Raw genomic sequence first — 12,920 nt, 5'->3', positions numbered from 1 at the left:
TCTATAATCATTTACCTAATTCGGCAAATATTTGCGCCATCTAATTGAGAAGATGGCTAAAAAAATGCATGTAACTGATAACCAAAAAGTAAAATAGCCGATATAGCTTGTATAATCTGCTAAATCACGATACATCGGCATTTGGCCAAATACATAATCAATCACATCGTTATGCAATGTCCATACCGCTGCTACAGCAATATGCCAATATGAAAAAACATATTTACCGAGATACAAAATTACTTGGACAGCCATTGCAAAATGTGAGCCTACAAGCATCCAGCCTTGCCAACCTATAGATCCAGTTTCAATCAGCGTCCAAATATTCATTACATCAGCCCAAATTCCATATTTCACCGATGTAACAAGTGCTAGTACTTCCATAAGTGGCCATTTTTTATCCATAATCCAAGCTATCAATACAAAGCAAAAGAATAAGCTAGCTGTTGGGCTATCCGGCACAAAAATATAAAAAATGGGCTTCGTGATGGCAAGCTGCCATCCATACCAATAATAACCGTAAATAGTGCCTAATAGATTAATAATAAGTAATAGTATTAAAAATGATTTATGTGTAAGGAGAAACCAAATATTTGCACGTGTAATTTGCATAATTAAAACTCCTTTTTCTTCTGTCTTTACTAAGATGCCTTTTTTAATTGTTATTATGTATTTAATATGCCACAAACTATTATCCTTAACGTGAGGTTGATTTCATTTTAACCAATGTCATCCCTATCTTTTGTTGATGAGCTTTTTTCTAACATTTCCCTTAAAAATAGACCACATCAAATGGTTGGGTATTGCACACGGTTAGTACCACTAATTTCCAGTGACTGCCCAGCCACTTTCGAATACTTAAATTTATTCTCGTAGATATTATAATTTTGCGGGAACTTTTTTGAAGTTGTAACAGTCACATTATTATACTAGAAGAAAAAAAGAGCCAGTTTCCTGACTCTTTTAAACTATACTTATTTATCTTCTTTTAAGCTCGCAACAAATTCAGCTATTTGCTTCGCTTCTTCATCTGTACCCTTGAATACACCAGGTGGCATTTTGCCTCGACCGTTATGGATAATATCTTCAACTTCGTCAGCTGTTAGTGTATTACCAAGTAATTTTGGAGCAGCTGGGCCACCTTTTAAGTCAGCCGCATGACAACCGATACAAGATTGAGCTGCGTCACTTGTTTCACCAGTCCAAATTTTATAACCTGGTAGTGATTCATCAATAGTAACATTAACTTCTTGTTCAATTGCGCCCATTACTTTTTGAGCTTCCCAGTCATGGTTAGCAACTGCTTCCCATGTTAAGTAAAACATAGCTGCTAGAGTCAATAACATAAACGCTGTTGGTAACGGACGTTTAGATGGACGACGTTCTGGACTTTTATCTAAAAATGGCATTAATAATAGCGCTCCAAATGCAAGACCTGGAATTATAACAGTTCCAATAACATTATATGGACCTGAAGCATATGTGTATTTTAATAATTGATACAAGAATAAGAAGTACCAGTCCGGTAATGGAATGTACGCTCTTGTCGGATCAGCTGGTCCTTCAAGTGGTGATGGATGTGCAACTGTTAATATTAAATATGCAATTAAAAATACAGCACCAACCATCCATTCTTTTAGTAAGAAGTTCGGCCAGAAAGCTTCCGTCTTACCTGGATATTCGGAATAATCCTTTGGAACGTTCGGCATTCTGTGATTCGCTTTAATACGAGAATCACCAACAAATTTCATTCCTTTTCCGCGATGCATTATGTCCCCTCCTTTAAAAAATCATCGAACCGTCAAGAACTATTACAACGGCCCTGAAATTCCTTGACGACGAATCATGATAAAGTGTGCTGCAAGTAATGCAAACAATACTGCAGGTAAGAAGAATACATGAATCGCAAAGAATCGTGTTAACGTTTGAGCACCAAGAATAGTTGAGTCACCCGCTAATAAGATTTTAATCCATTCACCGATAAACGGTACGGATGCAGCAATTTGGATACCTACTTTTGTAGCGAATAATGCTTTCATATCCCAAGGCAATAAGTATCCTGTAAAACCAAGACCCATCATTACACCAAAAATACCTACACCAACCATCCAGTTTAATTCACGAGGTTTCTTATAAGAACCTGTAAAGAATACACGAAGTGTATGTAAGAACATCATAACGATTACTAATGAAGCTCCCCAGTGGTGCATACCGCGTACGATTTCACCAAATGCTACTTCGTTTTGTAAATAATAAACTGATTTCCAAGCATTCACTACGTCTGGTACATAGTACATTGTTAAGAACATACCTGATAGAATTTGAATTACCGTGATGAAGAAAGTTAATCCACCGAAACAGTAAACGAATGCTGAAAAATGATGTGCAGGGTTCACGTGCTCTGGCACTTCGTGGTCGGCAATATCACGCCAAATCGGTGTAATATCTAAGCGTTCATCGACCCAATCATAAATTTTATTTAGCACTGTTTTGTACCCCCTTACTTAACTAGAGTATTTGGATGAATTGGCCCAAGCGATAAGTAACCATCATCTTCTTTAATTTCATATTCATCCAATGGACCTAATGGTGGTGTTCCTGCTACGTTATTACCATTCTTCTCATAGCGTCCACCATGACAAGCACAGAAGAATTGATCTGGGTGTGTTGAATCTGTTCCCCAGTCCACCATACATCCTAAATGCTTACAAACAGGAGATAATGCAACGATTTGATCGCCTTGTTTGAAAACCCATGCTACGTTTGTTACGTCTGATTTGTACCATGCATCAACTTGTTCAAATGTTAAGTCAACTTTAACAGGTTTGTCAGTAATATCAGCGATTTTATGCTCTGTTTTTACAAAGTTACCACCAGCATGACTTTGTAGTACTGGGTCAATCGCAAAACGAAGCATTGGCATCAGCATACCTGCCGCCATAAAGCCACCTACACCAGTTAGTGTATAGCTTAGGAATTGACGACGTGAAACTCGATTATTACTCATTTTTTTCCCCCCTCTAACTTAAAGGTCAGTCCAACGGACATTCATTTACAAATAGTAATACTAGGACATATCTATGATATATCAACTCCATAGCTTGGTCAATATAGCATTCTGTGGAAAGCTGGAGAATGTGAACAATTATTGAAACTAATTGTTAAATCTGTGTCCATTTGGTCGAAAAAATCGGAATCACTTGTCGCAATTGATCTTCGAGAATGGAGTTTTTCACGCCTTTATCCATGCTTTCTAGCGGAATAGCTGGTAGCCAAATAACATTTACTTCATCTCCAATATTTGTCCAAAAATGGTCACAAGTAATGAAGAACACATGCTTAAAACCAGCATTATGTAATTGTGCCTCTAATTGCTTCGGCATATCTTCGTTTTTTAATGTTGCACTATACGTAAATGGTGGCATCAGTAATAAACGACCTTTAAACTGCTGTTCGATAAAAGATGTAAGCGATAACAAAAAATCCACCTCTGTACCGCTCTGTTTCATTTTTTCAGGAGTTAAATCGACAGTTACGAGTGGAACAATTGCTGTATCGATAAATTCCTTCTGTGCCATAAACAATGTCACATCACTTGCATTAAAATACATCTCACAAACCTCCTCTAGTTGCATAAATCCATTTCGCCTTGGCGTAATTCCGTCCGGATTTTGAATTGTGCCTGCACAATTCCTTCCTTTCAAAATCTGTGACATCCGCCGGGGCTTTATCTTCATGCAGTTGGGTTTGGTACCCCACTGCATGAAGATAAAAAAAATGCCCTTCTCCACTCTTCAAATAGGATAGCCAATAAAAAGTGAAAACAATCATTCACTTGTTATGTTATCATATTGAGGTAGATAAAGGACATTCCATTTTTACTTATAACTAACGTAAATTAGCCGTTTCCTTTAAAGCTTGTAACAAATTAGACAATTCATAAAAGCGCTCTTCATTTCCCTGATCGAGGGCTTCATCAATTTGCGCGAGTAATTTTTCTTCTTGGAATACGAGTAAGCTGTTGGAAAGCAGCTCTTCTGCCAGTAAGCGATCTTTTTCACTAACAATCAGTGCTTCTGGCATATAAGGGTTTTCTTCAAGAACTGCTAAGTATTGTGCACTTGGTGGTACATTTGGAAAATTCAATTGTATATACATATCTTCATGCTCGTGTAAACGTAAATCATGGAAGGATTTCTCAGCATCTGCTGTCATTACATTGCCTTTGTAAAAACGAAACGGCACTCCTGTTGAATCGACCGTTGACATTACCATTGCTCTAGGGCAATAGTGAGCTTCTTCAACAAATCGAATTCGTTTTAATAACTCATCGTTACTTAATAAGTAATTCAAAATCCATACACACTCACGACGTTTCAATTGATAATTTTTTAAAAACCATCTAACAAATGCTTTTTTATCGACAACTGATACAGAAGCAGTCATACCCACTCCCTCCTTTACTCAAATTCTAAGGTTTCTAACTTCTCTTGCCACTCTAGTTCACCCGGCTGAATAGTTATTAATTGACCGAGCACTTCTTTAGCTTCTGAACGTTTTCCTTCCTCTAACAAGAAATAAACATACTTTTCTAAAAATGCTGCGTCTTCCTTAAAATCATTATATGCCAAACGGTAAAATTCGTATGCACGGTCGTACAATTCTAAATTTTCATATGCAACCGCAGCAAATGGATATAAGGTGCTCCATTCAAAATCATTTTTTTGCAACGTTTCAAATAATTCTATTACATCCTCATGACGCTCTTGCTGTGCCAACACGGAGATTAATGCTAATACTGCCTCCATGTATTCAGGATCTAAGGCAATGGCTTCACGTAGATGCTGCTCGCCCTCATCTGGTAAACCAGTTTTTAAAGCCATTTTACCGGCGAATAAAAATAAGGATTTATCGTATTCGTCACGCTTTAATCCTTCCAGAATGGCAGCGTATGCTTTTTTATTGTCCTCCGTCATGGTATAGCTTTCAGCAAGCAATAAATAGGCTGAAAAATAATCCGGGTCTAATTCTTTTAATTCCTCTAATTGTTTAATGGCCATTTCATATTTTTGTGATTGAAAGGCTGAATACGCTGCACCAAATAAAACATCTGGCTTTACTTCATCTTCCAGTGCTTTTAAATAGTAATCTAAGGCCGTTTCATAGGCAGCTCCTGCACGATACACCTCAGCAAGTCGTTCAGTAAGACTAACCCCAGCAAATTCAACTTGTTGTTCATACAATTCTTCATATAGTCTCGCAGCCTCTAAGAAGCGACCAGTTTCAAATAAAAGCTCCGCTTTAGCAAATTGTAATAATGGCTCATCAGGTAATATAGATAGTGCCTCATTGATGCGCATTTCTGCTACTTCAAACAATCCTTGCATTTGATAATAATCCGCTAATACTAATAATGCTTGAGGATATTCTGGAGCTGCCTCCTCTACTTCTAATAAAAAATCTAACGCTTCATCTTCATCGCCAAGTTCCATTAAGACGTTTGCACGATCAATTTTCAACTGTGCCTCTTCTGGGAATAAAAATTGTAAATGCTCCAGTACACGGTCAGCTTCCTTCATATATCCATACTGCATAAAAATTTCAGCTAGCGCATAAATGTCCTCAGGTAGCTCTTTCGTTAAAAATGTTTCAAGTAGCTGTTCAATTAATGCTAAGTCCCCTTGTTCAAGTGCTTGCATCATTTCAGTCATCGCATTGTTCACAGTCATTCACCTATTCTTTCATTAATACCTTTATGCTACAAAACATTTTCTCTCGAAACAAGAAAAAACTCCCCAAAAGACTTGGAGAGTCAAATATCAATTTCGCCTTGGCGTAATTGTAGCTGACGCTTTGCTTTCACTACAGATAAACAATGCTTCCGGATTTTGAATTATGCCCAGGCATGCACGAGGGCCGACACGATGTCAGTCATTTCGGTAATGCCACAGGACTTGGCTTTTTACCGATGCAGGTCAGTTAGCCTTTTTCGCAGGATACGAAGGTTTTAGGCTAACTGACTTTATTCATTATTTGAAAATCCGTGACATCGGCCGGTGGCTTTAGGCCAACAGATGTTTTTTGCGCGAATGCGTAGTGCCCGTAGACCAGCAGCGCGATGTTGGTCACCCAGTCGTATGTTGTTCTTGTTGTTGTTGCTGTCGCTTCGCTTTCGCACAGATAAAACCGTGTTGCTGTCGCTTCGCTTTCGCACAGATAAATTGCTACAGGACATGGCGTTTTTAGACTGAGTTCCTCTATTTCAGTAGGTGCTTGCAGCAGCATTCATCATACTACCTTTAGAGGTGGATTCTTCTACTGAATGAAGATATGACATTACTTTACTTCCTCTATATGCTCGAAAAACGATGGATAAGAAACAGCAATACATTCTACGTCATCTAAAGTTACAGCCCCATCTGTTATTAGTGCTGCAACAGCACCCATCATTCCTATACGATGATCACCATAGGTTTTAAGGCTAGCACCACATAATGGAGTTGGTCCTTCAATAATCATTCCATCCTCAGTAGCTTCAATATTAGCACCTAGTTTTTTCAATTCATCCACAACAGCCGTTATCCGGTCTGTTTCCTTCACTTTTAACTCCTCGGCATCCTTAATAATAGTTTTACCGTTTGCCTGCGTTGCTAATAAAGCCAGGATCGGGATTTCATCGATAAGACGAGGAATAATATCTCCCTCAATTGTAGTGCCTCTTAATGTCGACGTTTCAATTGTAATTGTTGCCGTCGGCTCTGATTGGCTATCTTCATTTGGCATAAGTGTTATAGATGCGCCCATATTATGAAGCACTTCGATGATACCATCCCGTGTTGGATTAATTCCGACATTTTCTAGCGTTATTTTACTATCCTCACAGATGGCCCCTGCTACTAAGAAAAAGGCCGCAGATGAAATATCACCTGGCACAGACACATGTGTCCCTGTTAAAGTTTGTCCTCCTTTTAATGAAATAACACCATCCACTTCATCAACCTGTGCACCAAACTGACGTAGCATTCTCTCCGTATGGTCTCGAGATACTTCCATTTCTCGTACAATTGTAGTACCTTCAGCGCGTAAACCAGCAAGTAAAACAGCTGACTTCACCTGCGCACTTGCAACAGGCATGTGGTAATCAATAGCTTGTAAGGCTGTACCTTGAATGGCTAATGGCGTATATTGTCCATTTGCCCTTCCAGTAATGTGTGCACCCATTTGACGTAACGGATCAATAACACGGCGCATTGGTCGTTTTCCTATGGACGCATCCCCTGTCATTACTGAATGTACAGTAGATCCGGCTAGAATCCCTAGCATTAAGCGTGTCGTTGTACCAGAATTTCCTGTATATAGTACGTCTGTAGGTTCTTGCCACCCCCCTATACCCGGGCTGTCGATGGATACATTGGTTCCTTCTACGTCAATTTTCACACCGAGCTTGCGGAAGCAATCAATTGTACTTAAACAATCCTCACCTAATAAAAAGCCGTCAACTGTTGTTTTACCCGTTGCAATGGCTCCAAACATAACGGAACGGTGTGAGATAGATTTATCACCTGGAATCGTTAAAGTCCCTTGTAAGGAAGGTTTATCATATTGTAATACTTTTTCACTCATCGTTTTCTTCCCTCCAATATTATGAAGATAGAAAGCGCCGTAATGCCGACGCTTTCTTTTAAATAGGCATTTCCTAGGATGCCTATGAAATATATGTTTCATAATTAGCACGCTTTTGTATACACGCTGCCGCACGTTCACGATCACTTTCACTTTGTAAGCTAATAACAAGAATCCCGAAAACGTCTTCTCGTGACTCGACGATACGTAAATTTGTAATACTAATCGCTTCGTCTGCAAGTAAGCCTGTCACCTCAGAAATAACCCCCGGATAGTCAGGAACATCCACATATAAGTCAAATGATGTGAACATTGCTCCAGCACTAATCGGTAATTCATCTCTTAGCTCTTTAGCAACAGCAAAGTATGTTTCTATGTCATCTGAGCTACCATTGAAAAGCAGCTCCTTCACACGACTCATTTCCTTTTCCCAGCCTTCTAGCTGTGCAATTAACTCTTCTCGATTTTGTAATGTAATATCTCGCCATAAAACTGGATTGGACGAGGCAATACGCGTTACATCACGGAAGCCACCTGCAGCAAGTGAGCGTGTCATCGGATATTCCCCGTTTTCTCCGCCCAATTGATGCACAAGAGAAGCAGCAACGACATGCGGAAAATGACTTACTACAGCTGTCATATGATCATGCTCACGAGCAGATACACTAACAACCTTTGCATGTGTAAATTTTAAGAGACTTTCAAGCTGTGCCATATTGACAATTTCTTCACCGGCGAGCGGTGTTAGCATATAATACGCATTTTCAAAAAGGTGAGCCTTTGCAGCTAAAACACCGCTTTTATGTGAGCCTGCCATTGGATGTCCTCCAATAAAGGTAATACCTAACTCACGTAGTTCCCCAGCCTTTTGCATAATCTTCTTTTTTGTACTCCCTGTATCTGTTACGATGACTTTATTTTTTAACGGCCATGTTTTTAATTGTTCCATCCATTCAAGCGTTGCGTTGACAGGAGTTCCAAAAATGATTACATCCACGTCGGCCACCACTTCTTTTGGATCTGTCACAATATCATGAACAATATTTAATGTTTTCGCATGTTCACGAGTTTTCGGATCCATATCATAGCCAATAATTTTTGTTTCTGGTGCCTTTTGCAATGCCAATGCAATCGAGCCTCCAATTAGGCCTAGCCCAATAACAAGCACGTTGCGTATCATGCGAAAACTCCTTGCTCTTTTAGGACGTTTTCAAGGTGGCGTAACAACGCTGCATTTTGATCCTCTGTTCCGATTGTCACGCGGATAAACCCAGGTAATCCTAAAGCATTTCCACTGCGGACTATAAAACCTCGTTTCATTAGCTCATTGAAAACAACATCACTATCAGTATTCGTATTAAAGAAAATAAAGTTCGTATCAGAAGGGAAGTATTTTAAATTATGTTTCTTACAGAATTCAATATATTGTTTTTTACCTTTTTCATTTGCTTCACGGCAAGCATTTATATATTCTTGATCACTTAAAGCGATTGCCGCAACTGCTTGGCTTAAAATTGTATTATTAAATGGCGCTCTTACTGGATCAAGCTTTGCAATTACTTCTGGTTGCCCAATTGCATAACCAACTCGGAAAGAAGCAAGACCATATGCTTTTGAGAATGTACGCATTAATAGTACATTTGGAAACTCGTCTATTAAAGGTAGAGTATCTTTGTGACCAGGATGCGTTACGTATTCGATATATGCCTCATCTAAAACTACTAGCACATCATTTGGAACCTTAGCTAAAAATGCTCGCAACTCAACATCAGGTATCACCACACCTGTTGGATTATTTGGACTACAAATCCAAACGATCGATGTATTACCATCAATTGCTTCTGCCATTGCATCTAGATCATGTGCACCTTCGATACACGGAACTTTGCGTACCTCTGCGCCTTCTATTTCAGCATTGTGCCGGTATTGGGAGAAGGATGGGTCTGCCATCACTGTGTTTACACCTGGATACAACAATGCACGAGTAATAATTGCAATAATATCGTCAGAGCCGTTACCAAAAAGAAGCTGTGTTTCTTTGACACCTAGATGATTTGCAACAGCTGTACGTAAATTTTGCGCATAGCCGTCTGGATAGATCGCATGATTTACTGAATTATTTTGTAAATAAGCAGTTACCTTAGGTGAGCACCCAAATGGGTTTTCATTAGATGCTAATTTTACGACTTCTTGTAAGCCATATTCACGTTGTACTTCTTCAATTGGTTTGCCAGGCTTATATGCTTGCATACCGTCCAATTGTTGTTTCCATTTCATCTCAAACATCTCCTCTATTATTTAGCTTGGGCTAAATCTGGTCTTAATTTCACTGCATCATTGAGATACAAGTGTTTTACATCCTTTTGTGCTACTTCCACATTTGCATGGATTAATACACGAATACAAAGTGGTAATGCGTTTGGCACGTCCATTTCATGCGTACACATGACAGGCACATATTGCCATCCGTCCATTAACCGTACAGCACGTGCCGGAAATGCTGACGTAATATCAGGTGTTGTAGATATTAATATAGAAGCAATATCATCTATTTCTACATTATTGGCTGCTACTACTTCACTCACTAATCTTGCTGTCTCATTCCATACAAGCTCTGGCTTGTCAGATTCAATTGTAATTGCTCCTCTAAGTCCACGAATCATACAAGCACCTCCGCTAATAGTTGTCGGAATTCGGCATCTACTTCTCTACACTCCGCTAAATCAATTGGTTGCACGAACGGTTTACCAATTTTCTCCAACAACACAAATTGTAAAATACCATACTCCGCTTTTTTATCTTTCATTAAATACTCTGTTAACTGTTCAAATGAATATTCTTTTACAGCTTCAAATGGATAGCCATTCTTCACTGCAAACTGCAAAAATGCTGTAGTGAAGTTACGATCTAATTCACCGTATCGTTCACTTAATAATAAACAATATACTAGACCAATCATGACAGCCTCGCCATGTGCTACTTTTCCATAACCAGCGGCCGCTTCAATGGCATGCCCATAAGTATGGCCTAGATTTAAAAATTTTCGCACGGATTGCTCAGTCTCGTCTTCTGCTACTATTTGCGCCTTCACTTCAATACCTTTTCTAAGCTGTTTCGCTAATTCTTCGGTCGTGAAATGAATAACTGTCTCAGCAGCCATTAATTCCTCTAACCACGCTGCATTAGAAATCATCGCATGCTTGATCACTTCTGCTGTTCCTGAACGTACCTCGCGTTCAGGTAAGCTTTCGATAAAGACAGTATCGTAAATAACTCCCTCAGGTTGATAAAACGCACCAATCATATTCTTACCTAGCGGATGGTTAATAGCTGTTTTACCACCTACTGCTGAGTCATGTGCCAAAATCGTCGTTGGGATTTGAATAAACGGCACCCCTCGCATATAAGTAGCTGCAACAAAGCCTGTTAAATCACCTACAGCTCCCCCACCAAATGCAAAAACAAATGATTTACGCGAGCATTTTTGTTCAAGTAAAAATGTTTGCGCTGCATTATATTGTTCAAAGGTTTTACATGCCTCACCACCTGGTAAGACAAAGACCTCAAAATGATAAGGGAAATTAGCCTTGAAATAATCTCCTTGTGCTGCCCACACATTAGCATCCGTAAAAACAATGAGCTTATCCGCTTTTTGAAGCTTATCATCAAATGATTTTACTGCTTCTACTAAAAATTTATGACCAAGGACAACCTCATATTGATGCGATTTCGTCGCTACTGGTACCCGCATATTAGAACCCCTTTGTATAACGACGGTGTTCGTCGATTTGAGCTTTTAGTTGAGGTAATTGATCGCTATGGAATTGTTCTAATATTGCATTCGCTATTTCCCAGGCAATAACATGCTCTGCAACAACTGATGCTGCTGGTACTGCACAGCTATCCGAACGCTCTACACTTGCTTTAAATGGCTCTTTCGTTTCAATATCTACACTTTGCAACGGTTTATATAAAGTAGGAATTGGTTTCATGACACCACGTACGACAATTGGCATTCCAGTAGACATTCCCCCTTCTAAACCACCAAGTCGGTTGGTTGCACGTGTATAGCCTTCTTCCTCTGACCAAATGATTTCATCATGAACTTCAGAGCCTTTACGGCGCGCCATTTCAAAGCCAATTCCAAATTCAACACCTTTAAATGCATTGATAGATAACATGGCAGCTGCTAATTTTGCATCTAACTTACGGTCATAATGAACGTATGAACCGACTCCAGCTGGCATTCCTTCAACGATGACTTCAACAACACCACCAATTGAGTCACCCGCTTTTTTCGCTTCATCAATTGCCTCCACCATTTTTGCCGAAGCCTCTGGATCAACGCAATAGCAAGGATCTGCTTCAACAATGGCACGAATTTCATCTGCAGATTTTCCTTCCACTACGGAAGTATCTGCCTTAATACCAACGATTTCTGTTACATGTGCCACAATGGAAATGCCTAATTCATTTAATAGCGCTTTAGCAACAGAACCTACTGCTACACGAACAGTTGTCTCACGCGCCGAAGAACGCTCTAGTACATTACGTAAATCACGGTGTCCGTATTTCATGCCTCCTACTAAATCTGCATGCCCTGGTCGAGGACGTGAAATTTGACGTTTAATATCTTCAGGATTCACATCTTCCGCTAACGGTTCTGCTCCCATAATTTTTGTCCAGTGCTTCCAGTCATCATTTGTGACTACGAGTGCTACGGGAGAACCAAGTGTTTGTCCATGACGAACACCAGCGACCACTTCTACTGTATCTGTTTCGATTTGCATACGGCGGCCGCGTCCATGTCCTCCTTGACGACGTTTTAAATCGTGGTTAATTTTTTCTGCTGAAATTGGTAAGAGCGACGGTAGGCCCTCAATAATTGTTGTTAATTGGGGTCCGTGTGACTCTCCCGCTGTTAAGTAACGCATAAACGCTTTCTCCCTTCAACTCGCTAAAGTATGTATTTTTCACTATAACATATATTCTCTAAAAAAACAGTCCTTTTGCAATTGTCTTTTAACACTCATTTTAATGATTCGCAAATTCCGAATCATTGAAGGCAACTCCTATCGTTTTCGAAGTTAGTTTAGATTGTAATGTTAAATTTGAATATTCTGAACGATTTGTTCGAAAAAAATTTCATCATATCCACTAATTGTTAGTCTTCACCAATCGGTTAATCCCCTACCTGGCTTTCGTTAAATTTTGTGGTTGGAGTCTTACTGCCCGAGATGCGAGATAACTAAAAAATACGCTTTTTGCTTATATCAAGCGAAAAGCGCACGATTCAT

The 12,920-nt window shown here is 39.4% G+C and carries 14 protein-coding genes; all 14 read right to left on the bottom strand.

Annotated elements, in window-relative coordinates; genetic code table 11:
- Positions 1 to 15: 15 nt before the first annotated feature.
- The 14 genes from lhaT to aroC all read right to left on the bottom strand — a co-directional run bounded on the left by lhaT (position 16) and on the right by aroC (position 12,557).
- Positions 16 to 612: a lipoprotein heptaprenylglyceryl N-acetyltransferase LhaT gene (gene lhaT / locus ACIQZA_RS03680; RefSeq protein ID WP_400937383.1), complete on the bottom strand. Its 597-nt coding sequence runs from the start codon at positions 610 to 612 to the stop codon at positions 16 to 18.
- Between the two features lie 362 nt (positions 613 to 974).
- A complete protein-coding gene (locus tag ACIQZA_RS03675; protein WP_402879672.1) occupies positions 975 to 1,769 on the bottom strand; it encodes a menaquinol-cytochrome c reductase cytochrome b/c subunit in 795 nt (264 codons plus the stop codon).
- A gap of 42 nt (positions 1,770 to 1,811) precedes the next feature.
- Positions 1,812 to 2,486, bottom strand: a complete 675-nt coding sequence (gene qcrB, locus ACIQZA_RS03670) for a menaquinol-cytochrome c reductase cytochrome b subunit (RefSeq protein ID WP_053482547.1) — start codon at positions 2,484 to 2,486, stop codon at positions 1,812 to 1,814.
- A 14-nt stretch (positions 2,487 to 2,500) separates the two neighbouring features.
- Positions 2,501 to 3,007: a Rieske (2Fe-2S) protein gene (locus ACIQZA_RS03665; protein ID WP_400937378.1), complete on the bottom strand. Its 507-nt coding sequence runs from the start codon at positions 3,005 to 3,007 to the stop codon at positions 2,501 to 2,503.
- Between the two features lie 154 nt (positions 3,008 to 3,161).
- Entirely contained in the window at positions 3,162 to 3,611 is a 450-nt protein-coding gene (locus ACIQZA_RS03660) for a DUF2487 family protein (protein WP_142508360.1), read from the bottom strand.
- Between the two features lie 277 nt (positions 3,612 to 3,888).
- Positions 3,889 to 4,446: a ReoY family proteolytic degradation factor gene (locus ACIQZA_RS03655; RefSeq protein WP_132359230.1), complete on the bottom strand. Its 558-nt coding sequence runs from the start codon at positions 4,444 to 4,446 to the stop codon at positions 3,889 to 3,891.
- A 14-nt stretch (positions 4,447 to 4,460) separates the two neighbouring features.
- Positions 4,461 to 5,729: a tetratricopeptide repeat protein gene (locus ACIQZA_RS03650; RefSeq protein ID WP_400937374.1), complete on the bottom strand. Its 1,269-nt coding sequence runs from the start codon at positions 5,727 to 5,729 to the stop codon at positions 4,461 to 4,463.
- Between the two features lie 283 nt (positions 5,730 to 6,012).
- Complete coding sequence (locus ACIQZA_RS03645) at positions 6,013 to 6,285, bottom strand: hypothetical protein (RefSeq protein ID WP_400937371.1); 273 nt, start codon at positions 6,283 to 6,285, stop codon at positions 6,013 to 6,015.
- Between the two features lie 51 nt (positions 6,286 to 6,336).
- A complete protein-coding gene (aroA, locus tag ACIQZA_RS03640; RefSeq protein ID WP_402879675.1) occupies positions 6,337 to 7,623 on the bottom strand; it encodes a 3-phosphoshikimate 1-carboxyvinyltransferase in 1,287 nt (428 codons plus the stop codon).
- 82 nt (positions 7,624 to 7,705) lie between these two features.
- Complete coding sequence (locus tag ACIQZA_RS03635) at positions 7,706 to 8,803, bottom strand: prephenate dehydrogenase (protein WP_142508364.1); 1,098 nt, start codon at positions 8,801 to 8,803, stop codon at positions 7,706 to 7,708.
- On the bottom strand, positions 8,800 to 9,900 hold the full coding sequence (gene hisC, locus ACIQZA_RS03630; RefSeq protein WP_400937366.1) for a histidinol-phosphate transaminase: 1,101 nt from the start codon (positions 9,898 to 9,900) through the stop codon (positions 8,800 to 8,802). Before hisC ends, ACIQZA_RS03635 begins: the two co-directional genes overlap by 4 nt.
- 17 nt (positions 9,901 to 9,917) lie before the next feature.
- The gene (aroH, locus tag ACIQZA_RS03625; protein WP_400937364.1) at positions 9,918 to 10,286 is read right to left on the bottom strand and encodes a chorismate mutase; all 369 of its coding nucleotides are present in this window, start codon (positions 10,284 to 10,286) and stop codon (positions 9,918 to 9,920) included.
- Positions 10,283 to 11,374: a 3-dehydroquinate synthase gene (aroB, locus tag ACIQZA_RS03620; RefSeq protein ID WP_142508367.1), complete on the bottom strand. Its 1,092-nt coding sequence runs from the start codon at positions 11,372 to 11,374 to the stop codon at positions 10,283 to 10,285. The genes aroH and aroB overlap by 4 nt, the downstream gene beginning before the upstream one ends.
- Position 11,375: 1 nt before the next feature.
- Entirely contained in the window at positions 11,376 to 12,557 is a 1,182-nt protein-coding gene (aroC, locus tag ACIQZA_RS03615) for a chorismate synthase (RefSeq protein WP_142508368.1), read from the bottom strand.
- Between the last annotated feature and the right edge of the window lie 363 nt (positions 12,558 to 12,920).

This window comes from Lysinibacillus sp. NPDC096382 (assembly GCF_044762845.1).
Classification (GTDB): domain Bacteria; phylum Bacillota; class Bacilli; order Bacillales_A; family Planococcaceae; genus Lysinibacillus.
This window is presented reverse-complemented; position numbering and strand designations above follow the sequence as displayed.